19 protein-coding genes are annotated in these 21,361 nt (G+C 63.4%); 12 read left to right on the forward strand and 7 right to left on the reverse strand.

What is annotated here, in order from left to right:
* The first annotated feature begins 80 nt into the window (after window positions 1–80).
* The 3 genes from OEZ49_RS14365 (at window position 81) to polA (ending at window position 4,455) form a co-directional block, all read left to right on the forward strand.
* On the forward strand, window positions 81–1,121 hold the full coding sequence (locus OEZ49_RS14365; protein WP_263388957.1) for a YeiH family protein: 1,041 nt from the start codon (window positions 81–83) through the stop codon (window positions 1,119–1,121).
* A gap of 12 nt (window positions 1,122–1,133) precedes the next feature.
* Window positions 1,134–1,502: a cupin domain-containing protein gene (locus tag OEZ49_RS14370; RefSeq protein WP_263388958.1), complete on the forward strand. Its 369-nt coding sequence runs from the start codon at window positions 1,134–1,136 to the stop codon at window positions 1,500–1,502.
* A 151-nt stretch (window positions 1,503–1,653) separates the two neighbouring features.
* Window positions 1,654–4,455: a DNA polymerase I gene (gene polA, locus OEZ49_RS14375; RefSeq protein ID WP_263388959.1), complete on the forward strand. Its 2,802-nt coding sequence runs from the start codon at window positions 1,654–1,656 to the stop codon at window positions 4,453–4,455.
* 7 nt (window positions 4,456–4,462) lie between these two features.
* Here the strand turns inward: polA and OEZ49_RS14380 are convergent, their stop codons facing one another.
* Window positions 4,463–4,693: a DUF2798 domain-containing protein gene (locus OEZ49_RS14380; protein ID WP_263388960.1), complete on the reverse strand. Its 231-nt coding sequence runs from the start codon at window positions 4,691–4,693 to the stop codon at window positions 4,463–4,465.
* Between the two features lie 155 nt (window positions 4,694–4,848).
* Between OEZ49_RS14380 and OEZ49_RS14385 the strand changes: the two genes are divergently transcribed.
* Both OEZ49_RS14385 and OEZ49_RS14390 read left to right on the forward strand, forming a co-directional pair.
* On the forward strand, window positions 4,849–5,358 hold the full coding sequence (locus OEZ49_RS14385; RefSeq protein WP_263388961.1) for an RrF2 family transcriptional regulator: 510 nt from the start codon (window positions 4,849–4,851) through the stop codon (window positions 5,356–5,358).
* A gap of 99 nt (window positions 5,359–5,457) precedes the next feature.
* Window positions 5,458–6,006 carry a hypothetical protein gene (locus OEZ49_RS14390; RefSeq protein ID WP_263388962.1) on the forward strand — a complete coding sequence of 183 codons (549 nt, stop codon included), beginning with the start codon at window positions 5,458–5,460 and terminating at the stop codon, window positions 6,004–6,006.
* Window positions 6,007–6,057: 51 nt separating this feature from the next.
* Here the strand turns inward: OEZ49_RS14390 and OEZ49_RS14395 are convergent, their stop codons facing one another.
* The 5 genes from OEZ49_RS14395 to OEZ49_RS14415 all read right to left on the reverse strand — a co-directional run bounded on the left by OEZ49_RS14395 (window position 6,058) and on the right by OEZ49_RS14415 (window position 10,729).
* Window positions 6,058–7,242, reverse strand: a complete 1,185-nt coding sequence (locus OEZ49_RS14395; protein WP_263388963.1) for an amino acid aminotransferase — start codon at window positions 7,240–7,242, stop codon at window positions 6,058–6,060.
* Window positions 7,242–8,096, reverse strand: coding sequence for a 3-mercaptopyruvate sulfurtransferase (gene sseA / locus OEZ49_RS14400; RefSeq protein ID WP_263388964.1), 855 nt, complete (start codon window positions 8,094–8,096; stop codon window positions 7,242–7,244). The genes OEZ49_RS14395 and sseA overlap by 1 nt, the downstream gene beginning before the upstream one ends.
* 53 nt (window positions 8,097–8,149) lie before the next feature.
* Complete coding sequence (locus OEZ49_RS14405; RefSeq protein ID WP_263388965.1) at window positions 8,150–8,899, reverse strand: C40 family peptidase; 750 nt, start codon at window positions 8,897–8,899, stop codon at window positions 8,150–8,152.
* Window positions 8,896–10,275, reverse strand: coding sequence for a leucyl aminopeptidase family protein (locus OEZ49_RS14410; protein WP_263388966.1), 1,380 nt, complete (start codon window positions 10,273–10,275; stop codon window positions 8,896–8,898). The genes OEZ49_RS14405 and OEZ49_RS14410 overlap by 4 nt, the downstream gene beginning before the upstream one ends.
* A gap of 82 nt (window positions 10,276–10,357) precedes the next feature.
* Window positions 10,358–10,729: a hypothetical protein gene (locus tag OEZ49_RS14415; protein WP_370462798.1), complete on the reverse strand. Its 372-nt coding sequence runs from the start codon at window positions 10,727–10,729 to the stop codon at window positions 10,358–10,360.
* Window positions 10,730–10,897: 168 nt separating this feature from the next.
* On the opposite strand from OEZ49_RS14415, the gene OEZ49_RS14420 reads away from it, so the two are divergent.
* Window positions 10,898–11,548: a carbonic anhydrase gene (locus OEZ49_RS14420; protein WP_263388968.1), complete on the forward strand. Its 651-nt coding sequence runs from the start codon at window positions 10,898–10,900 to the stop codon at window positions 11,546–11,548.
* Between the two features lie 298 nt (window positions 11,549–11,846).
* Here the strand turns inward: OEZ49_RS14420 and OEZ49_RS14425 are convergent, their stop codons facing one another.
* A complete protein-coding gene (locus tag OEZ49_RS14425) occupies window positions 11,847–12,632 on the reverse strand; it encodes a DeoR/GlpR family DNA-binding transcription regulator (protein WP_263388969.1) in 786 nt (261 codons plus the stop codon).
* A 217-nt stretch (window positions 12,633–12,849) separates the two neighbouring features.
* Here OEZ49_RS14425 and OEZ49_RS14430 point away from each other — a divergent pair, with 217 nt between their 5' ends.
* From OEZ49_RS14430 to OEZ49_RS14455, 6 genes are all read left to right on the forward strand, one after another.
* Window positions 12,850–13,797, forward strand: coding sequence for an ABC transporter substrate-binding protein (locus OEZ49_RS14430; protein WP_263388970.1), 948 nt, complete (start codon window positions 12,850–12,852; stop codon window positions 13,795–13,797).
* A gap of 106 nt (window positions 13,798–13,903) precedes the next feature.
* The gene (locus OEZ49_RS14435; RefSeq protein ID WP_263388971.1) at window positions 13,904–14,926 is read left to right on the forward strand and encodes a quaternary amine ABC transporter ATP-binding protein; all 1,023 of its coding nucleotides are present in this window, start codon (window positions 13,904–13,906) and stop codon (window positions 14,924–14,926) included.
* Window positions 14,923–16,917, forward strand: a complete 1,995-nt coding sequence (locus OEZ49_RS14440; protein WP_263388972.1) for an ABC transporter permease — start codon at window positions 14,923–14,925, stop codon at window positions 16,915–16,917. The genes OEZ49_RS14435 and OEZ49_RS14440 overlap by 4 nt, the downstream gene beginning before the upstream one ends.
* 2 nt (window positions 16,918–16,919) lie before the next feature.
* Window positions 16,920–17,819: a phosphotransferase gene (locus OEZ49_RS14445; protein WP_263388973.1), complete on the forward strand. Its 900-nt coding sequence runs from the start codon at window positions 16,920–16,922 to the stop codon at window positions 17,817–17,819.
* An 8-nt stretch (window positions 17,820–17,827) separates the two neighbouring features.
* Entirely contained in the window at window positions 17,828–20,275 is a 2,448-nt protein-coding gene (locus OEZ49_RS14450) for a GcvT family protein (protein ID WP_263388974.1), read from the forward strand.
* Window positions 20,276–20,307: 32 nt separating this feature from the next.
* Window positions 20,308–21,354, forward strand: coding sequence for a GlxA family transcriptional regulator (locus OEZ49_RS14455; RefSeq protein ID WP_263388975.1), 1,047 nt, complete (start codon window positions 20,308–20,310; stop codon window positions 21,352–21,354).
* Window positions 21,355–21,361: the final 7 nt, after the last annotated feature.

Raw genomic sequence — 21,361 nt, forward strand, 5'->3', positions numbered from 1 at the left:
CCCCTCGTTCCCAGACATATCCACCGGCCCAAGGGGCCGCTCCCGCGTGCCACCGGTGACGCGGCAAAGGAGAATAGACAATGGCTGTTTCGTTGACCGCCGCGAAATCCGGACTGGCCGGGCTGCCCGCCACCCTGTCGGGCATCGGCCCGGGGCTGCTGGTTTCAACCGTGATCGCCGTGGCCGCGAAATTCCTCTCCGAACATTACGGCGCTCCGGCGATGCTGATGGCGCTGCTCCTGGGGATCGCCTTTCACTTTCTGGCCGAAGACGGCAAATGCGTTGCTGGCATCGCCTTTACCTCGCGCACGGTCCTGCGGGCCGGGGTCGCCCTCCTCGGCGCACGGATCAGTGTCGAGCTGCTGATCGGGCTCGGCCCGGAACTGATCGGGCTGGTCATCGCAGGTGTGATCCTGACCATCCTCTTCGGACTGCTGGGCTCGCGGCTGCTCGGTCGCGGCTGGCGCTTCGCGCTGCTCACCGGCGGCTCGGTCGCGATCTGCGGCGCATCGGCGGCGATGGCGATCGCCGCGGTCCTGCCCAAGAACGAGCAGTCCGAACGCAACCTCATCTTCACCGTCCTCGGCGTGACCGTCCTCAGCACCGTTGCGATGATCGCCTATCCGATCATCACCAAGACGCTGGGCCTTGATGATGTCGCCGCCGGCGTCTTTCTCGGCGGCACCATCCATGACGTCGCGCAGGTCGTTGGTGCCGGGTTCTCGGTCTCCGAGCAAACCGGCGAAACCGCGACCGTGGTCAAGCTGATCCGCGTGACGATGCTGGCCCCGGTGGTGCTGGTCTTTTCCCTGGCGATCCGCAGCTTTGCCGCCGCAGATCCCCAGGACGGCGGCAAGCGCCCGCCGCTGATGCCCTCCTTTGTGGTGATGTTCCTGATCCTCGCCGGGATCAACTCTTTCGGCCTTGTCCCGGACGTGGTGCGCACCGCGCTTGGCGATCTCTCCGCCTGGGCGCTGTTGATCTCCATCGCCGCCGTTGGCATGAAGACCTCGCTCAAGACCATCTTCGAAGTGGGCGGGCAGGCGATCATCCTGATTGTGGCCGAGACACTCTTCATCGCCGGGTTCATCCTCTACGGGATCACCCATTTCATCGGATAAGAAAGGGCGCGCATGGCCATTCATGTCATTGATTTCACCGCAGAGCCGCAGGAAACCAGCGAACGGCGCCTGGCCGATCTGCCGGGCCGGGTGGTTGCGGGCGACCCGCATCACGTCACCCGGATGCGCCACACCAGCCCCGACGGCACCTGCCTGGCAGGCACCTGGACCAGCACGCCGGGCAAGTGGCACGCCTTCACCGACCGGGATGAATTCTGCTTCATCGTTTCGGGCCATGTCAGGCTGATCGCCGAAGACGGCCATGAACAAGAGTTCCGCACCGGCGATTCCTTTCTGATCCCGAACGGCTTTCGCGGCTACTGGCAGGTGCTGGAAACCACGACCAAACATTTCCTGATCCGCGACTACGCCCCCGCCTGACCGGCGCATTTCCACCGCTCATGGGGTTTCAAGACCGGCCAACATGAACTCAGGGCGGCCGGTCTTTCCGTTTGCAGGTCCCCGGGTACTGGCATCGGGCTGCGGAACATGGCAGGACTGGCCCCCAGGAACACAGCGGGGAGCGAACGGCATGAGCACTTTCGGCAAGGGTTGCCATCTGCATCTGATCGACGGATCGGCCTTTATCTTTCGTGCCTATCACGCGCTGCCGCCGCTGACGCGCAAATCCGATGGCCTGCCCATCGGGGCCGTGTCGGGTTTCTGCAACATGCTGCAACGCTATGTCGATGGTGATCACGGTCCCGATGCACCAACCCATCTGGCGGTGATCTTCGACAAGGGCAGCCACACCTTCCGCAACGATCTCTACGATCTCTACAAGGCCAACCGCGAGGCGATGCCCGAGGATCTGCGCCCGCAGATCCCGCTGACCCGGGCCGCGACCGAGGCATTCAACATCCCCTGCAAGGAGCTTGAGGGATACGAGGCCGACGACATCATCGCCACCCTGTCGCACCAGGCCCGCGACGCGGGCGGGCGGGTCACCATCGTCAGCTCCGACAAGGACCTGATGCAGCTGGTGGGCGACGGGGTCGAGATGTTCGACGCCATGAAGAACAAGCGCATCGACCGCGACGGCGTGTTCGAGAAATTCGGCGTCTTCCCCGATCGCGTGGTCGATGTGCAGGCGCTGGCAGGCGACAGCGTCGACAACGTGCCCGGCGCGCCCGGCATCGGCGTCAAGACCGCAGCGCTCCTGATCAACGAATACGGCTCGCTCGAAGACCTCCTGGACCGCGCCGAAGAGATCAAGCAGCCCAAGCGCCGCCAGACCCTGATCGAGATGCGCGCCCAGATCGAGCTTTCGAAACGCCTGGTCGCGCTTGACGCCAACACCCCGCTCGATTTCACGCTGGACGATCTGGAACTGCGCGACCCGGACCCGGAAAAACTCCTGGGTTTTCTGGCCGAAATGGAGTTCCGCACCCTGACCAAGCGCATCGCCGACAAGCTTGGCGCCGAGGCGCCGGTCATCACCGAGGCCCCCGCCCCCGCGACAGAAGACGCACCCGCCCCCGAACAGCCGCCCTTTGACGCGTCCAGATACGAATGCGTACGTGACGCGGCGGCGCTGCAAAAATGGATCGCACAGGCACACGAACGCGGCTGGGTGGCGGTCGATACCGAAACCACCAGCCTTGACGAGATGCGCGCCGAACTGGTCGGTATCTCGCTTGCGGTCGAACCGGGCGCCGCCTGTTACATCCCGCTGGGCCACCGCGACGGCGACGCAAACGACCTTTTTGGCTCGGACAAGCTGGCCGAGGGGCAGATGCCGCTGCAAGAGGCGCTCGATCTCCTGAAACCGGTGCTCGAGGATGACGCGATCCTCAAGATCGGCCAGAACATGAAATACGACGCCAAGATCTTTGCCCGTCACGGCATCGACGTCGCGCCGATCGACGACACCATGCTGATGTCCTACGCGATGCATGGCGGCAAGCACGGCCACGGCATGGACGCGCTCAGCGAGATGTATCTCAGCCATGTGCCGATCCCGATCAAGCCGCTGCTGGGATCCGGCAAATCCGCGATCACCTTCGACAAGGTGGCGATTGACGATGCCACCGCCTATGCCGCCGAGGATGCAGACATCACCCTTCGCCTGTGGCAACTCTTCAAGCCGCAGCTGCACCGGGTTCAGGTCACCACCGTCTACGAAACGCTCGAACGCCCGCTGGTGCCGGTGCTGGCCGAGATGGAAATGCACGGCGTCAAGGTCGACCGCGACGTGCTCAGCCGGATGTCGAATGCCTTTGCCCAGAAAATGGCGGGCCTGGAGGCCGAGATTCACGAACTGGCGGGCGAGCCCTTCAACGTCGGCTCGCCCGCGCAGGTGGGCGAGATCCTGTTCGACAAGATGTCGCTGCCCGGCGGCACGCGCGGCAAGACCGGCAAGTATTCGACCCCGGCCGACGTGCTCGAGGATCTGGCGACAGAACATGAAATGCCCGCGCGTATCCTCGACTGGCGGCAGCTGCAAAAGTTGAAATCGACCTACACGGATGCGCTGCAAGGGCATATCAACCCCGATACCGGGCGGGTCCATACCTCGTATTCAATCACCGGCGCCAATACCGGACGGCTGGCCTCGACCGACCCGAACCTGCAAAACATCCCCGTCCGCACCGAAGAAGGCCGCCGCATCCGCGAGGCGTTCGTGGCCGAGCCGGGCAACGTGATGGTCAGTCTCGACTATTCTCAGATCGAGCTGCGCATCCTGGCCCATATCGCCGATATCCCGGCACTGAAACAGGCGTTTGCCGACGGGCTCGACATCCACGCAATGACCGCGTCCGAGATGTTCGACGTGCCGCTGGATCAGATGACGCCGGAAATCCGGCGCCGCGCCAAGGCGATCAACTTCGGCGTGATCTACGGCATTTCGGGCTTTGGCCTCGCCCGCAACCTGCGCATTCCGCGCGCCGAGGCGCAGGAATTCATCGACCGCTATTTCGAGCGTTTCCCCGGCATCCGCACCTACATGGATGACACCATAGCCTTCGCCAAGGAACACGGGTTTGTGCAGACCCTCTTTGGCCGCAAGATCCACACCCCCGAGATCAACGCTAAGGGGCCGCATGCGGGCTTTGCCCGCCGCGCCGCCATCAACGCCCCGATCCAGGGCACGGCAGCCGACGTGATCCGCCGCGCCATGGTGCGGATGCCGGACGCCATTCGCGATCTGCCCGCGAAAATGCTCCTCCAGGTGCATGACGAACTGCTGTTCGAAGTGGCCGAGGACGCGGTTGATGCCACCATCACCGCCGCCCGCGACGTGATGGAGGGCGCCGCCGATCCGGCGGTGCGGCTTGACGTGAAACTGGTGGTGGACGCGGGCCGCGGCGCCAACTGGGCCGAGGCGCACTAGGCTTCGCTCAGCCCTCGGCGCGCACCAGGGCCGCGACCATCCGGCGGGTCAGCGGCGCCACGAACAGCAGAACCACAAAGGCGGTGGGCCAGGCGATCCCCCAGGCCCCCATCCATTTGCCTGCCATGTCATCACTCATCCCCACCGCGCGCAGGGTCGCGATGCAGGTGACGATACAGGACATCAACCCAGACATGATCAGGGCAAACAGGATCGGGGCAAAACGGGCGGGGAACATCGGACAGCCTCACTTCATATTCCTGTAGCCGAATACAACTCCCGCCCGCAAAGCGCAACCTTCTCACGGCACACCTGACCCGCACAACACGGCCTCGTGAACCAAGGAGCGATCGGGGCTTGACGACTCAATTACGGACATATTTTATCCGCTTTATGAAACACACCGAAGGACTGGAATGGGCAGCGCATGCCTGTAGCCTGCTGGCCGCCCTGCCCCCCGACACCCCGCTACCCGCCCGGCTTCTGGCCGAGTTCTTTGACCTGCCCGAGCCCTATCTGGCCAAGCAGATGCAGAAACTCTCGGCCGCCGGCATCGTCGAAACTCGCCGGGGACCGCGCGGCGGCTATGCGCTGGCCCGCCCACCTGCGCAAATCACCTTGCTCGATATGGTTCAGGCCATCGACGGCCCCGAGCGGCAGTTCCGCTGCACCGAGCTACGCCGCTGCGGACCCAGCGGCGTGGCTGATGACAAATACCTGCGCCCCTGCGGCATCGCCCGATCCATGTGGCGGGCCGAGGCGGCGTGGCGGCGCGAACTGGCCAGCGTGACGCTGGCCGATATCCTGAAGATGGGGATGCAGGACACCCCGCCTGAACAGGCCGCCAAAGCGCTGGCCTGGTTCCACGACAAGCTCTCGCAAGACACGACCGCCAGGGAGTAGGCGCCATGATCGCCCGCAAGATTCACCGCTGGAACGGAGCGGTGTTTGCCGCTTTTCTGCTGCTGCATTTCATCACCCACTTGTCGGGGCTATGGGGGGGTGAACGCCTATAACGCCACCCAGGATCTATTGCGCCTGATCTATCGCAATCCGGTGGTCGAGCCGCTGGTTCTCGCCTCGGCACTGGTACAGATGGGTCTGGGCCTGAAACTGCTGATCGCCCGTATCTGGCGCGGGCTGCGCGAACCCTGGGCCCAGGCACAGGTGATCTCGGGCGGAGTGGTGCTCTACTTCATGACCGAGCACCTGATCGCGCTGGCGCTGGCACGCTGGGTCGACGGGCTGGACACCAATTTCTACTGGCCCGCCTCGGTGATGAGCGGCGCGCCCTTCACCTGGTATTTCATCCCCTATTACAGCCTGGGCGTGATTGCCCTGTTCGTGCATCTGGGCTGCGCCTTTCGGCTGATCCTGCTGCGCCGGGGCGCGCGTGCACAGGCCCGCGCGGCGTTCTGGGGCATGACACTTGCCGGGGGAACCATTGCCGCCCTGATCGTGGCGATGCTGCTGGGCGCGTTCTACGACATCGCGCTGCCACCCGACTGGCTGGCCTATCTGCGCCAGTTCGTGCCGGGCTTTGCACCCTGAAACGACAAAAGGCCGCCCGTTAGGGCGGCCTTTGCCATTAGACGTAGGGTCTCAGATCCCGGCGTCGACAATCGCCCTGGCCAGGATCGGTACCGTCTTGGCGTTCAGCCCGGCGATGTTCATCCGGCTGTCGCCCACCATGTAGATGCCGAACTCGGTCCGCAGCTTCTCGACCAGCTCGGGCGCCGCACCTATGCGCGAGAACATGCCCCGATGCTGCGCGATGAAGCCGAACCGGTCCGAGCCGGTCAGCCGCTGCAACTCGTCGGCCAGTTGTTGGCGCAGACCCAGCATCGACAGGCGGATTTCCTCCAGCTCGGCCATCCAGTCGGCGCGCAGCGCGTCATCGTTCAGGATCGTCGTCACCACCCGCGCCCCGTGATCGGGCGGGAAGGAGTAATTCTGACGGTTCAGAAACGCCAGGGTTGCCTGGTTCAGCGCGGTCTGGCCGCTGTCCTGGCTCACCGCCATCAACAGGCCGGTGCGCTCGCGGTAAACACCAAAGTTCTTGGAACAGGATGCCGCGATCAGGCATTCCTTGACCGACGCGGCCACCAGCCGGGTGCCCTGCGCATCTTCCTCCAGCCCGTCGCCAAAGCCCTGATAGGCGATGTCGATCATCGCAACCAGACCCTTGGCATTGATCAGCTTTACCACCTCCTGCCACTGCACCAGGTTCAGGTTGGCGCCGGTCGGGTTGTGGCAGCAGCCATGCAGCAGCACCACGTCGCCCGCGCGCGCCTGTTCCAGATCGGCCAGCATGCCCTCGAAATCGACGCCACGGGTTTCGGCATCGAAATAGCGATAGGGCACCATGGTCATGCCCAGGTAGTTCAGGATCGAGATATGGTTGGGCCAGGTCGGGTCCGACACGAAAACGCGCGCCTCGGGGCCGGCCATCTTGATCAGCTCGAACGCCTGACGACAGGCGCCGGTGCCCCCCGGCGTGGCCGCAGCGCCCACATTGGCGCGCGGCACCGCATCGCCCAGGATCAGCTTGATCATCGCATCCGAATAGGCCGGATCGCCGATCAGCCCGGTATAGGATTTGCTTTCCTGGCTCTCCCACACGATCTTTTCGGCGGCCTTGACGGCGCGCATCACCGGGGTCACGCCCTCGGCGTTCTTGTAGACGCCAACGCCCAGGTCGATCTTGTCGGTGCGCGGATCGTCCTTGTACATCTGCATCAATGCAAGGATCTTGTCCGCAGGCTGCGCCTTGAGGTTTTCGAACATCAGTTCTCTCCAGTTGCGACGGGCAGGGTCGGGAAGGCACCCCATTCAGCCCAGGAGCCGTCATAAAGCGAGTGATCGGTCTTGCCCATGCGCTGAAGCGCCAGGCTGAGAATGGCCGCCGTCACGCCCGAGCCGCAGGTGGTGATCACCGGCTTGGACAGATCGACGCCTGCGGCCTCGAACACGGCGCGGCAGTCGGTGGGCGATTTCATCGTACCGTTCTTGTTCAAAAGCGTGCCAAAGGGCACGTTCTTCGACCCCGGGATATGGCCACCACGCAGACCTGGGCGCGGTTCGGGATCGGTCCCGGCAAAGCGCCCGGCCGAGCGGGCATCGACGATCTCGTGATCGTGCAGCTTGGCCGCCGCCGACACTTGCGTCACATCGCGCACCAGATGGTTCTGTACCCGCACCGTCATGTGACGGTCGCGCACCACCGGCGGCAGATCCTCGGTCTCGCGCCCCTCGGCCTGCCATTTCGGCAGACCGCCATCCAGCACGGCGATATTGTCCTGCCCCATCAGCTTGAACAACCACCAGACGCGTGCCGCCGATTGCAGGCCCAGCGAGTCGTAAACCACCACCTGGTGGCCATCGCCAACGCCCATCGCCCGCAGCCGAGACATGAACTTCTCGACCGGCGGCACCATATGCGGCAGGTCCGACCGATGGTCCGAGATATCGTCGATGTCAAAAAACCGCGCGCCGGGGATATGGGCGGCGTCATATTCGGCCTTGGCGTCTCGGCCAAGATGCGGCAGGTGCCAGGACCCATCCAGAATCCGCAGATCGGGACCCTTCAGATGGGCGGCGAGCCAGTCGGTGGAAACCAGTGTTTTCGGATCGTCCTGCATAAGAGCCTCCCGATTGCGCGCTGTTTTGTCCCTATCGAACCCGTGGCGCGGGTTCAAGCGGGGATGGCGGGTCTGCGATGCGCGGTCACGGGGCCTTCGCCCTGTGCGGCGATGCGGTCTATGGCCTGTTCCAGCGGCTCATAGGCCACCGCCATGTCCTTGCCGTTCGCATGCAGGATCCGCCCGGCATCGGCCACCAGCGCCACATGGCCCATCCAGAACAACAGATCGCCGCGTACGGGCGGCGTACCGGCAGGCAACAGCGCCCCGACTGCGCGCGACTGCGGCCCGCTGTCGCCGGGGCAGTCGATCCCGCAGGCCAAGAGCGCCGCCTGCACCAGCCCGGAACAGTCGATCCCCCAGCGGCTGTCACCGCCCCACAGGTAAGGCGTGCCCAGAAACAGCGCAGCCACCGCGACCAGATCGGCCATCCTCTCGCCGACCGACATCAGGTGCTGCACCGGGATATGGCCATGCGCGGTCTCGGCAAACCGCCCCGTCACCGCGCGCACCGCAACCCGCGATCCAAAACTGATCGCCATCCGGTCCGGGCTCTTCAGGTCGGCCTGGGCATAGGCATGGGTCGAGGGCGCACTGACCCAATGGGTCGGCTCCGTATCTTCGCCCAGTGCCGCGGCAGGAACCCAGCCCTCATACCCATCCTTGTCGGCGCAGATACGCACCCAGCCGTCCAAGACCTCCAGAACCTCCATCCGCTCGCCCAGCAACACCTGCCGATCGCGCGGCCCGTCGGGCCGCCGCAGCAGATCGACGACCGGGCGGATGACAGCCCGACCGCTCACAGGTTCAGCATCCGGGGCAGCGCGCCCAACAGGGCGCGCGGTCCTTGCCCGAACCCGCCCTTGGTCCGACCCGGCGCATTGGCCTGCTGCCACGAGAAGATGTCGAAATGCATGTAACGCGCCGCGACGAACCGGCGCAGGAACAAAGCCGCCGTGATCGACCCGGCCATGCCGCCGCCCGGCGCATTGTCCAGATCGGCGATCCCCGGCTCGATCAGTTCCTCATAAGGCGTGTGAAACGGCATCCGCCAGACCGGATCGGCGGCGCCCGCCGCCGTCTCGGCCAGCGCCTGCGCGGCCGCGTCATCATCGGTATAGAACGGCGCTAGGTCCGGCCCCACGGCCACCCGCGCCGCGCCGGTCAGCGTCGCCATCGAGATCACCATGTCCGGCGCCCCCTCGTCGGCCAGCGCCAGCGCGTCGGCCAGCACCAGCCGCCCCTCGGCATCGGTATTGTTGATCTCGACCGTCAGCCCCTTGCGCGAAGTCAGGATATCGCCGGGCCGGAACGCATCGCCGGCCACCGCGTTCTCCACCGCCGGGATCAGCACCCGCAGCTGCACCTTCAGACCCAGCGCCATGATCATCCGCGCCAGCCCCAGCACATTGGCCGCGCCGCCCATGTCCTTTTTCATCAACAGCATGCTGGATGCCGGTTTCAGGTCCAGCCCGCCAGTGTCGAAACAGACCCCCTTGCCCACTAGCGTCAGCTTGGGCCCGACCTCGCCCCAGCACATCTCGATCAGGCGCGGCGCGCGCGCCGCGGCGCGGCCCACCGCATGGATCATCGGAAAGTTATGCGTCAACAGGTCGTCGCCCACGACCGAAGCGCAACTGGCCCCGAATTCCGCCGCCAGCGCCTCGGTCGCCGCCTGCAAGGTATCCGGTCCCATATCCTGCGCAGGCGTATTGACCAGATCGCGGATCAGCGCCTCGGACGCCGCCAGCACCTCGATACGCGCCGCATCGACCCCATCAGGCGCAACCAGCCGGGCCTTGGCCGGAGATTGCGACTTGTAACGATCAAAGGCGTAGCCGGTCATCAACCAGCCCAGCGCCTCTGTCGCCGCCGCCTCGGGCGGCAGGCCCGAGGCGATGCGCCACGCACCCTCGGGCAGCTTTTCGGCCGCGGCGGCCAGGACGAACCGCTTGCGCGCCCGGGTCTCGGGCTTGCCATATCCCGCCATCGCCGCCACCGGCGCGCCTGCCTCGTCCGGGATCAGCAGCACCTGGCCGATCGCCCCGGTAAAACCGCTGGCCCGCACCCAGGCCGCCACACGGTCGGGCTGCCCCTCCAGCCAGCTATCAAGCCCGGCCTGATCAATCACATGCAGGGGCCGCGCAGAGGCGTCAACAGGGGCGAATTCAAGCGGCATCGGTAGACCTCGGGTTTGGAACACGCGCCCAGACTAGCCACAGTTGGCCCGCCCGCAAGCCCCACCGAAGGCCCGGGACCGGTCAGATCGACATGTCCTGCAAATCCCAGACTTCGGTCAGCGACCGCTCACCGACCCGGATCAGCCGGAACAGCACCGCGCTGGTCGCGACCTGGTCGCCATTGTCCACCGCGTCGGTCACGCTGCGGGCCACCCGGGCCAGCGCCACCATGCCGATCTGTTCCGCAATCGCGATCAGCGAGCGCGCGCATTTGCGCAGGCTCCGCCAGTCGCCCTGACGCCAGTGCCGCTCGCAATGCGACAGGCGCACCGCCAGTTCCTCGATGGCACGACAGACCACATCCTCGGCCCCCGCGTCACCCAATTGCCGATAAAGCCCGCCCAGACGCTCCGGGTCCAGGCGAACGGATTCGCTCTGTACGAGCGTCACGATCTTTTCCACCACAAGTCTCACCCAATCTTTTGTGCCCCCACGACACGCCTGGCATCGTGGCGCAAAAGAGGTTTGCAAAAGGTTGCGGCTGCGACATGAAATATCTCGAATTTTCTGCCAAACTGGCCTAAAGCCACCTGCAGCCCAATACCAGACAGGAAGACCCTGATGAAACTCGCCCGCCCCCTGCCCAGTTACTTGGTACAGCGTTACCACGGCTGGAAAGCGACGACCTATGCCGAGAACCAGGTCTGGTACCGGAGGCTGGCGACCGAGGGACAGCGCCCGCGCGCCATGGTGATCTCGTGCTGCGACAGCCGGGTGCACGTGACTTCGATCTTCGGCGCCGATCAGGGTGAGTTCTTCATCCACCGCAACGTCGCCAACCTGGTGCCGCCCTACCTGCCCGATGGCGATCACCACGGCACCAGCGCGGCGGTGGAATACGCGGTCACCGTGCTGAAGGTCGCGCATCTGATCGTGCTCGGTCATTCGCAATGCGGCGGCGTCAAAGGATGCCTCGACATGTGCAAGGGCCATGCGCCGCAACTAGAGGTCAAGGAAAGCTTCGTCGGTCGCTGGATGGACATCCTAAAGCCGAAGTACGAACATGTGGCGGCGATCAGCGACGAAGACGAACAGGTGCGCCAGCTGGAGAAACACGCAGTCGTGGCCTCGCTGGAAAACCTGATGACTTTCCCTTTCGTCGCCTCGGCGATCGACGACGGAGCCCTCAGCCTGCATGGGCTCTGGACCGATATCGGCGAAGGTGGTCTGCAATGCTATGACCCGACTGCTGAAAGGTTCGTGCCGGTTTGAGCTTTCCCCAGGTAGTTGAGATTGTCAGGGATGAGCTTCAGAGATGCTTAACCCTGGTTCTGGAAAATAGAGCTGACATGCTCTGTCGGATCAGTGTTGCAGATTACAAACGCTGACAATGAAAAGCCAAAGCGGTGATGTTTGCTGTCATCCAAGTAAAAGTAAGCCATGTTGTCGAAATATGCGCCTAAAGGTTGAAGATATAGATTGTAGCACAAAGGGCTGACAGTTGTTCTGTGTGTGCGTCAGAAATGGTCACCAAAGGCCGCATGAGAGATACAGTTGCTAGCACACTTTGCTAATTGCCGTCAGTTTTGACAACGACGGTTTCGATCTCATGCTTATCCAGCATGGCCCTGATGCCGTCCGGCGGGGGGGCGTCGGTGAAGAAGACGTCGATCGCCGACATCTTGTCGAGAGAGACCGGAGCGCGTTTGTTGAACTTGCCGCTGTCCGCCACGACGATACAGACCTGCGCGTTCTCAGCTGCGATTCGCGCAATATTGGCTTCCTCAAGATCGTGCAGCATGAAGCCCAGTTCACTGTTCACAGCGCCAACCGAAAACACCGCCAATTGAACATTGAGGCGCCGCACCAGGTCCAGCGCCTCTGCGCCGAAAGCGCCACCGTCATGGGCGCGCAGTTCGCCGCCTGCCAGAAATACCCGGTTGTTGTTCCGCGTGGCCAGCGTCTGAGCCACAAAAACCGAGTTAGTAACCACAAACAGGTTGCTGTGATTTCTGAGCGCCAGCGCGACATAGGCCGTTGTCGATCCAATATCCAGAAACACTGAATCTCCGTCGCTTATTGTGTCCGCCACGGCTTGGGCCAGTACTGTTTTCACATCGGCATGTGCTCTGAGGCGGTTTTCGAATGGCGGCTCGATGACATCTTCATTCAGATGCACACCGCCATGCACTTTGCGCACTATTCTGCGCTCCTCAAGCGTCTTGACGTTGCGCCGGATGGTTTCATTGGAGACGTTCAGCTGCTCCGCAAGCACGCTCACGCGGCAGGATCCTCCTGCGCGATGAAGCTCGCGCAGTATCTCTTCTTCTCGCTGATTGGTGGTTTTCTGGTTCATTTCACAAGTAGGACGTTGTTCTTGGCGTTACCAAAGCCGTATTCAAAAAAACCACACAACACAACATATATCCTCGCATTTTGGCGTATAAATTGACGTACTTGATGGCATTTAGTTGCTTTTTGTGGTTTTTGTTGACAAAAACCCAAGCAAACTGCACAATAACCCTACGCGACGCCAAGAATCGCACACAACACCACACAACAGGGAAATCCACATGCGACAGAACCTCAGAATATTGGGAGCCGCTGCGCTGACAGCCGCCCTTTCCGCTTCTTCCGCCTGGTCTGCAGAATCTGCCGATCCGATCAAACTGACGCTGCACGACTGGTCCGGCCAGCTGATCAACACCAAGATCATGGGCAGCATCCTGCAGGAGGCAGGATATAACGTCGAATACGTACAGGCGGATTACATCGCGCAATTTGCCGGGCTGAAGACCGGGGACCTGCACCTGGCCATGGAGATCTGGGAAACCACCGGGCGTGAGGCGCTGGACGAGGCCACGGCTTCGGGCAAGGTGATCAACGCGGGCGAAACCGGCCTGATGGCCATCGAGGAATGGTGGTACCCGGCCTATATGAAGGAGCGCTGCCCGGGCCTTCCCGACTGGCAGGCTCTGAAGGACTGCGCCGAAGAATTTGCAACCGCTGAAACCTCACCTTCCGGCCGTTATGTCGGCGGCCCGGTAACCTGGGGCGGTTTTGACGAAGAGCGTGTAGAAGCGCTGGGGCTTGATTTTGAAGTGGTGCATGCCGGCACCGACGCGGCCCTATTTGCTGAACTTGAGTCCGCTTATCAACGCCAGGATCCGATTGTCTTGTGGGTCTATGCGCCGCACTGGGCTCCCTCGAAATACGACGGGGAGTTCGTCGAATTCCCGGTCTATTCGCCGGAATGCTATTCTGACCCATCTGTGGGAGTGAACCCGGACCTGGCTTATGACTGCGGCAAGCCGCGCGGCCCGATCTGGAAGGCGGCCTGGGCCGGCCTGCCGGACAAATGGCCGGGCGCCTATGAGATCATCCAGTCCTACAGCCTCAGCAACGACGAAATGAGCGCCATGGTCGGCAAGGCGGATCTCGAAGGCGTGGAGGTAGACACGGTGGTGTCCGACTGGATGGCCGAGAACAAGGATCTTTGGTCCAGCTGGATCGGTAACTGATCCGGAACAGCCGGGGCTGCTTCCCGCTCTCAGGTGGCCCCGGCTTCAATTCTGCCCTGCCACATGCCCGGCCGCCCTGTGCGGACCGCCGCCGGAGCCGACTTCAATGACACCCAACACCAAACTCTCCTGCCGCAATGTCTGGAAGCTCTATGGCGCCAATGCTCAAGAGTTCCTCAGCGGCAACCCGGCGCCCAGCGGAGACGACATCCGACAGGCCGACATCATCGGAGCGGTGCGCAACGCCAGCATCGACATCGCCGAAGGGGAAATCTTCATCATCATGGGGCTGTCCGGCTCCGGAAAATCCACCCTCGTACGCTGTTTGTCGCGGCTGATCGAACCCACCGGCGGCCAGGTTCTGTTCGACGGCGTTGATCTGCTGACTGCCAGCGAGCAGGAGCTGATCGAGATCCGCCGCCACAAGATGGGCATGGTGTTCCAGCATTTTGCACTGTTGCCGCATCTGACCGTGCTGCAGAACGTGATGTTCCCGCTGACCGTTCAGGCCGCGCCCAAGGCGGAAGCCGAGGAAAAGGCGCGCGAAGTTGTGGATCTTGTGGGTCTCAAAGGGCGCGAGGATTATTACCCGCGCGAGCTGTCCGGCGGTCAGCAGCAGCGCGTCGGTATCGCCCGCTCTCTGGTGACGGAACCGGACCTATGGTTTCTGGATGAACCCTTTTCGGCGCTTGATCCGCTGATCCGCCGTGAAATGCAGGACGAATTCATGCGCCTGCAGGCGCGCCTGCACAAAACCATCGTCTTTATCACCCACGACTTCGAGGAGGCCGTGCGCCTGGCCGACCGCATTGCCATCATGAAAGACGGCGAGATCATTCAGGTCGCCACTCCAGAGGAACTGGTGCTGAACCCGGCCACGGACTATGTCGCCGAATTCACCCGGCACATCCCGCGTTCCAAGGTGCTGACGGTGGGGGGCATCATGACCCCTGGCACGCAAGCCGAGGGCCTGCCCGTTCCGGCAGCCGCCCGGGTGTCGGAGGTCGCGGAACAGATCATCGCCGCGGATGCCCCGCGCCCGGTGTGCGACGCGAACGGCCGGATCGTTGGCAGCATTGGCCGCACGGCGGTGGCACGGGTGCTGTTCGGCACGGGAGAGGCGGCATGAAAGTGCATCTTACACGGCAGGCCGCGGCTGGCTGGGGGCTGGTGCTGGCCACGATCCTGCTGGGCTGGTTCGGCCGCGACCTGGCCAAGGCGCTGGATGCGCGCTGGCTGGTCAAGGTTCCGCCCTCCTGGGATATCCCGTTCAACACATACATCTCCGCTGCCATGGCCTGGCTGATGGAGGAGGCAGCCGTCGGCCCGGTCTCCTTCACCGATGCCACCCGCGCCATCGCCTGGTTGATCGAGCAGCCCTATGAATTGGCCTTGAACCTGCTGGCACGCGGCTTTCTGTTCGATCCCGGCCCGGAGCCGCAGGTTCTGCTCCCAGCCGCCAGCTGGATCGCCGTCACCGCTGCGGTGATCGCCCTGGGGCACTACTGCCGCAGTTGGGGTCTGGCCGCGCTTGTTGGAGCCTGCTTTGCCTATCTCGCAGTTTTCGGGCAATGGGACAGCGCCATGGTCACGCTGGCCTCAGTGCTCATCGCGGTGCCGATCGGCGCGGGCGGCGGGCTGCTGGCCGGCATCTGGGCCTACCGCCATCCCCTGGGCGAGCGCATCCTCTCCCCCGTTCTGGACCTGATGCAGACGATCCCGATCTTCGCTTACCTGGTGCCGATCCTGTTCATGTTCGGCTTTGGCCCGGTATCGGCGCTGGTCGCCACCATCATCTATGCCACCCCGCCGATGATCCGCATCACCATCATGGCTCTCAAGGCAGTGGATCCGGAAATCCTCGACTTCGGCCGGATGGCCGGCACCACCCGGCGGCAGCTGATGTGGCGGGTGCTTGTGCCCTCGGCCAGCCAAAGCCTGATGGTCGGCGTCAACCAGGTGATCATGCTGACGCTCAACATGGTGATCATCGCCTCGATGATCGGCGCGGGCGGTCTTGGCTTCGACGTTCTGGCCGCGCTGCGCCGCCTCGACATCGGCGCGGGCTTTGAGGCGGGCATCGCAATCGTAGTCCTGGCGATTGCGGTGGACCGGCTGAGTCAGGCTTTCGCAGAGCGCATGGGCCAGGTCCACCACACAAAGCCTGGTTCCTGGGCCGCCCGGAACAAGCGTACGGTGCTGGTGCTCTGCTTGCTGGCGGTCACCTGGGTGCTGGGCCGCTTCTCGCCCTTGCTGCTGGACTACCCGCAAAGCCAGACCATCACCACCGGCGATTTCTGGAATGACACCGTCAAGTACCTGAACGTGAACTACTTCGATGCGTTCGAGGCCGTGAAAATCTTCTTCCTGCAGTGGTTCCTGCTGCCAATCAAGAAAACCCTGCTGGGCATTCCCTGGCCCTGGGCCATTGCCATGCTGACACTGCTCGGCTGGCGTGCCGGAGGCTGGAAGCTGGCAGCCCTGTGCGGCGCGATGTCTGCCCTGATTGCAGTCAGCGGCCTGTGGGCCAAGGCGATGGTCACTGTCTATCTCTGCGGCGCCTCGGTTATCCTTGCCACCCTGATCGGGGTTCCCCTGGGCGTTCTGGCCGCGCTGAACCGCCGCGCGGGCATCGCCATCAACCTGCTGATCGACACCCTGCAGACCTTGCCCAGCTTCGTCTACCTGATCCCGGTGGTGATGCTGTTCCGGGTTGGCGACTTCACCGCTATGATCGCCATCGTCCTTTATGCGCTGGCACCGGCTGTCCGCTATGCCGCCCACGGGGTGCGCAGCGTCAGCGGCGAGCTAATCGAGGCGGGCCTGGTATCCGGCTGCACCAAATGGCAGCTGCTGCGCCTGGTTCGGCTGCCGATGGCGCTGCCGGAGATCCTGCTGGGCATCAACCAGACCATCATGCTGGCGCTGTCGATGCTGGTGATCACAGCGCTGGTCGGCACCCGCGACCTGGGCCAGGAGGTCTATATTGCACTGACCAAGGCCGACACCGGGCGCGGCCTGGTCGCCGGGCTTGCCATCGCCTTTATCGCCATCATCGCCGACCGGCTGATCAACGCCGGTGCCCGCGGCGCCCGCATCCGCTTTGGATTGGAGAGCTGACCATGAGCCAATCCGATCTGCAAAAACGCGTCAGCCTGCTTGAGCGCATCCACGCGCTGCCGATCTGGCGCGGCTCCATCACCACGCAGCCTTTGACCGGGGGCATCACTAACGTGAACTACCTGGTTGAGGACAGCGCCGGAAAATACGTGGTGCGGGCGGGCGACGACATCCCGCTGCACCAGGTGATGCGCTTCAATGAACTGGCCGCCAGCCGCGCCGCCCATGCCGCAGGCCTGTCGCCCGCGGTGGTGCATGCCGAAGATGACCTGACCGTGCTGCAGTTTATCGAAAGCCGCACCCTGAGCGAAGCGGATCTGCGCGACCCCGCCATGCTGCCGCGGGTGCTGGAGCTGGTAATATCCTGCCACCGCGAAGTGCCCAAGCATTTGCGCGGCCCGGCACTGGTGTTCTGGGTGTTCCATGTGATCCGGGACTATGCCGCCACCCTGCGGGACAAGGACAGCCCGCATGCGGCGGCGGCCTCGGAACTGGCGGACACCGGCAGCATGCTGGAACAGGCGGCAGGCCCCTTCGACATCGTCTTCGGGCACAACGACCTCTTGTGCGGCAATTTCCTCGACGACGGCCAGCGGCTCTGGCTGATCGACTTCGACTATGCCGGCTTCAACTCGCCACTGTTCGACCTTGGCGGCCTCGCTTCCAACAACGGGCTATCGCAGGCGCAGGAGCAATGGCTGCTGGAAACCTACTTCGAGGCGCCGATGAGTGATGACCTGCTGCATCGCTACAGCGCCATGAAATGCGCTTCGCTTCTGCGCGAGACCATGTGGAGCATGGTTTCCGAGATCACTTCCGAAATCGACTTTGACTACGCGGCCTACACCGCCAGCAACCTCGCGCGCTTCCGCGCGGCGCTTGACGACTTTCAAAACACCTGAGGACTGACATGACTGAACTTCCCTCTACTGCCAAGGCAGTCATCATCGGCGGCGGCATCATCGGCTGCTCCACTGCCTACCACCTGGCCAAGCTGGGCTGGACCGACACCGTTCTGCTGGAGCGGAAGAAGCTGACCTCAGGCACCACCTTCCACGCCGCAGGGCTGGTCGGGCAACTGCGCTCTAACGCCAATATCACCCAGCTGCTGGGTTATTCGGTCGATCTCTACAACAAGATCGAAGAGGAAACCGGCCTTGGCACCGGATGGAAGATGAACGGCGGCCTAAGGCTGGCGTGCAACGAGGAACGCTGGACAGAGGTCAAGCGCCAGGCCACCACCGCGCATTCCTTTGGTCTGGAGATGGAGCTGCTGACCCCGAAAGAGGCACAGGAGCTGTGGCCGCTAATGGATATCTCCGACGTCATAGGTGCTGCCTTCATGCCAACCGACGGCCAGGCCAACCCCTCCGACATCACCCAGGCGCTGGCCAAAGGCGCGCGGATGGCCGGGGCCAGGATCTTCGAGGACACCAAGGTCACCGATATCGAGATCGAAAACGGCAAGATCCGCGCCGTGATCACCGCACATGGCCGCATCGAATGCGAGAAGGTGATCTGCTGCGCCGGCCAGTGGACCCGCACCTTCGCCAAGCGGTTTGGCGTCAACGTGCCGCTGGTGCCGATGGAGCACCAGTATATGGTCACCGAGCCGTTCGAGGGCGTCCCCTCGGGCCTGCCCACCCTGCGCGACCCGGACCGGCTGACCTACTACAAGGAGGAAGTCGGCGGGTTGGTGATGGGCGGCTATGAGCCGAACCCGATCCCCTGGGCCAAGGACGGCATTCCGCAGGGCTTCCACTACACGCTGCTGGACAGCAACTTCGACCACTTCGAGCAGCTGATGGAACAGGCGCTTGGCCGTGTCCCGGCGTTGGAGCATGCCGGCATCAAGACCCTGACCAACGGGCCGGAAAGCTTCACCCCCGACGGCAACTTCATCATCGGCGAGGCGCCGGAACTGCGGAACTTCTATGTCGGCGCGGGCTTCAACGCGTTTGGCATCGCCGCGGGCGGCGGCGCAGGCATGGCGCTGGCGGAATGGGTGAAGAACGGCGAGCCGCCTTTTGATCTCTGGTCTGCTGACATCCGCCGCTTCGGGCGGCCGCATTTCGACACCGACTGGGTCCGCACCCGCACCGTTGAGGCTTACGGCAAGCATTACACCATGGCCTGGCCGCATGAGGAGCACGACAGCGGCCGCCCCTGCCGCAAGTCGCCGCTTTACGACACGCTGAAAAGCCAGGGCGCCTGCTTCGGCGAGAAACTCGGCTGGGAACGCCCGAACTGGTTTGCCGATGCCGCCCGGGGCGAGACGCCCAAAGACGTCTACAGCTTCGGCCGCCAGAACTGGTTCGACGCAGTGGGCCGCGAGCACAAGGCAGCGCGCGAGGCGGCGGCGCTGTACGACCAGACATCCTTTGCCAAATTCGCGTTGAAAGGCCCGGATGCGCTGGCCGCGATGAACTGGATCTGCGCCAATGACGTAAACAAGCCGGTGGGATCGCTGATTTACACCCAGATGCTGAATGACAAGGGCGGCATCGAATGCGATCTCACGGTGGGCCGTGTCGCACATGACGAGTTCTACATCGTCACCGGCACCGGCTATGCCACCCATGACTTCGACTGGATCCGTCGCAATATCCCCGACGGGATGAACTGCCAGCTGTTCGATATCACGTCCTCCAACGCGGTACTGTCGCTGATGGGGCCGAAAGCACGCGGCATCCTCGCCGCTGTCACCCGCGACGATGTCTCCAACGACGGTTTCAAGTTCGGCACCATCCGCACTATCGGCATCGCCGGCTGCCCGGTGCAGGCGCTTCGCGTCACTTACGTGGGTGAGCTGGGCTGGGAACTGCACCTGCCGGTGGAGTACGCCCAGACCGTCTATGCCGCGCTGATGGAGGCAGGCAAACCGCACGGGCTGGTCAATGCCGGCTACCGCTCGATCGAATCCCTGCGTCTGGAAAAAGGCTACCGCGCCTGGGGCTCGGATATCGGCCCCGACCACACCCCGTTCGAGGCCGGGCTTGGCTGGGCGGTGAAGCTCAGGAAGGACATCCCCTTCAAGGGCCGCGCCGCCGCCCAAGCGCAGAAGGCGGATGGCGTGAAGAAGATGCTCGCCTGTTTCACCACCGATCCCGGCGTGGTGCTCCTGGGTCGGGAAACCATCTACCGCAACGGCAAACGCGTCGGCTGGCTGACTTCGGGCGGCTATGGCCACACCGTCGGGCAGTCCATCGGCTACGGCTACATCCGCAATCCCGAAGGCGTGGATGCCGACTATGTGCTGACCGGGGACTACGAGCTGGAGGTCGCCACCGAACGCGTCCCCTGCAAGGTGCAGCTCAGCCCGCTCTACGACCCGTCGATGAGCCGGGTAAAGGTCTGAACCGGCGCTCCTCCATCACCAGGAATACGATGATGCAACACTTGAAACAGAGCAGCTTCCGCGATCATGCGCTTGTCCGGGGGGCCGCACGGCCCGCCGGCGGCAGGCCAGGTCAATCCGCAAGCGTCGGGCTCTACGTGTTTTCCGGTTTCCCGATGGAGGAGTACGCACTGTTTGCGGCGGCGCTGCATGAGGTGGGCGAAACCTGCGGCAGCAGCTTGAAAGTTGACGTGCTGTCCAGCAATGGCGGTTTTGTTCAGGGCAGCTGCAGCGCCGTGGTGCAAACCAGTCCGCTGGCCGATGCTCTGAAAGAGCTGGACTATCTCGTGATTTTCGGCGGCCACAAGTCCAGCGTCGGCAACAACCAGCATTTCAGAGCGGCCCTGCAGATCCTCCGGCGCAAGGGTTGCCAGGTGGCTGCGGTCGGCGGCGGCGCACTGACGTTGGCAAAGGCCGGCGTCTTTAAAAGCAGCAGCTGTGCGGTTCACTGGCAAAACCGGGAACAGTTCAGCAGGCTAATGAGCACCCTGACCCCATCGGACCAGGTCTGCACGGTCAACGACGGAGACTGGTCGTCCTGCGGCAAAACCGGGTCGCTGGATCTCGCCCTGCACATCGTAGCCGAAGTCTGTGGCAAACCGGCGGCTACACGTCTGGCACAGACCTTCATCCATACTCGCCTGAGTGACGCCTGCAGCACCCAGAATGGAGAGGTCTTGCACGCAGCTTTGTCCGGTTCAAGCCTGGTCAACAAGACCATTGCCCTGTTCCAGGATTACCTTGAGCACCCGCTCCCGATGGTGGAAGTCTCGCGCATTCTAGGATCGTCCCCGCGCCGTATCGAACGGCACTTCAAAAAGCACTGCGGCACTACGCCGTACAGCTACTACCGGCAGATGCGGCTCGACCATGCCCGGAAACTACTGCTGAGAACCAACATGACACTGATTGAAGTGGCAATCGCGACCGGGTTCTCCTCCGGCGCCAGTTTTGCCTCCGCCTTTCAGCAAATCTACGGCACGACGCCACACGCCCTACGCAAATCCCTCGACGGTTCAAAGGCTGGCCCAGCAACCTGATCAGATC

It is taken from the genome of Ruegeria marisflavi (assembly GCF_025673445.1).
GTDB classification, from domain to species: domain Bacteria; phylum Pseudomonadota; class Alphaproteobacteria; order Rhodobacterales; family Rhodobacteraceae; genus Ruegeria_B; species Ruegeria_B marisflavi.

What these genes read in the sequence shown, in the direction of transcription:
- OEZ49_RS14365 (WP_263388957.1), top strand. Translation starts at nt 81, where the DNA reads ATGGCTGTTTCGTTGACCGCCGCGAAATCCGGACTGGCCGGGCTGCCC.
- OEZ49_RS14370 (WP_263388958.1), top strand. Translation starts at nt 1,134, where the DNA reads ATGGCCATTCATGTCATTGATTTCACCGCAGAGCCGCAGGAAACCAGC.
- polA (WP_263388959.1), top strand. Translation starts at nt 1,654, where the DNA reads ATGAGCACTTTCGGCAAGGGTTGCCATCTGCATCTGATCGACGGATCG.
- OEZ49_RS14380 (WP_263388960.1), bottom strand. Translation starts at nt 4,693, where the DNA reads ATGTTCCCCGCCCGTTTTGCCCCGATCCTGTTTGCCCTGATCATGTCT.
- OEZ49_RS14385 (WP_263388961.1), top strand. Translation starts at nt 4,849, where the DNA reads ATGAAACACACCGAAGGACTGGAATGGGCAGCGCATGCCTGTAGCCTG.
- OEZ49_RS14395 (WP_263388963.1), bottom strand. Translation starts at nt 7,242, where the DNA reads ATGTTCGAAAACCTCAAGGCGCAGCCTGCGGACAAGATCCTTGCATTG.
- sseA (WP_263388964.1), bottom strand. Translation starts at nt 8,096, where the DNA reads ATGCAGGACGATCCGAAAACACTGGTTTCCACCGACTGGCTCGCCGCC.
- OEZ49_RS14410 (WP_263388966.1), bottom strand. Translation starts at nt 10,275, where the DNA reads ATGCCGCTTGAATTCGCCCCTGTTGACGCCTCTGCGCGGCCCCTGCAT.
- OEZ49_RS14420 (WP_263388968.1), top strand. Translation starts at nt 10,898, where the DNA reads ATGAAACTCGCCCGCCCCCTGCCCAGTTACTTGGTACAGCGTTACCAC.
- OEZ49_RS14425 (WP_263388969.1), bottom strand. Translation starts at nt 12,632, where the DNA reads ATGAACCAGAAAACCACCAATCAGCGAGAAGAAGAGATACTGCGCGAG.
- OEZ49_RS14430 (WP_263388970.1), top strand. Translation starts at nt 12,850, where the DNA reads ATGCGACAGAACCTCAGAATATTGGGAGCCGCTGCGCTGACAGCCGCC.
- OEZ49_RS14435 (WP_263388971.1), top strand. Translation starts at nt 13,904, where the DNA reads ATGACACCCAACACCAAACTCTCCTGCCGCAATGTCTGGAAGCTCTAT.
- OEZ49_RS14440 (WP_263388972.1), top strand. Translation starts at nt 14,923, where the DNA reads ATGAAAGTGCATCTTACACGGCAGGCCGCGGCTGGCTGGGGGCTGGTG.
- OEZ49_RS14445 (WP_263388973.1), top strand. Translation starts at nt 16,920, where the DNA reads ATGAGCCAATCCGATCTGCAAAAACGCGTCAGCCTGCTTGAGCGCATC.
- OEZ49_RS14450 (WP_263388974.1), top strand. Translation starts at nt 17,828, where the DNA reads ATGACTGAACTTCCCTCTACTGCCAAGGCAGTCATCATCGGCGGCGGC.
- OEZ49_RS14455 (WP_263388975.1), top strand. Translation starts at nt 20,308, where the DNA reads ATGCAACACTTGAAACAGAGCAGCTTCCGCGATCATGCGCTTGTCCGG.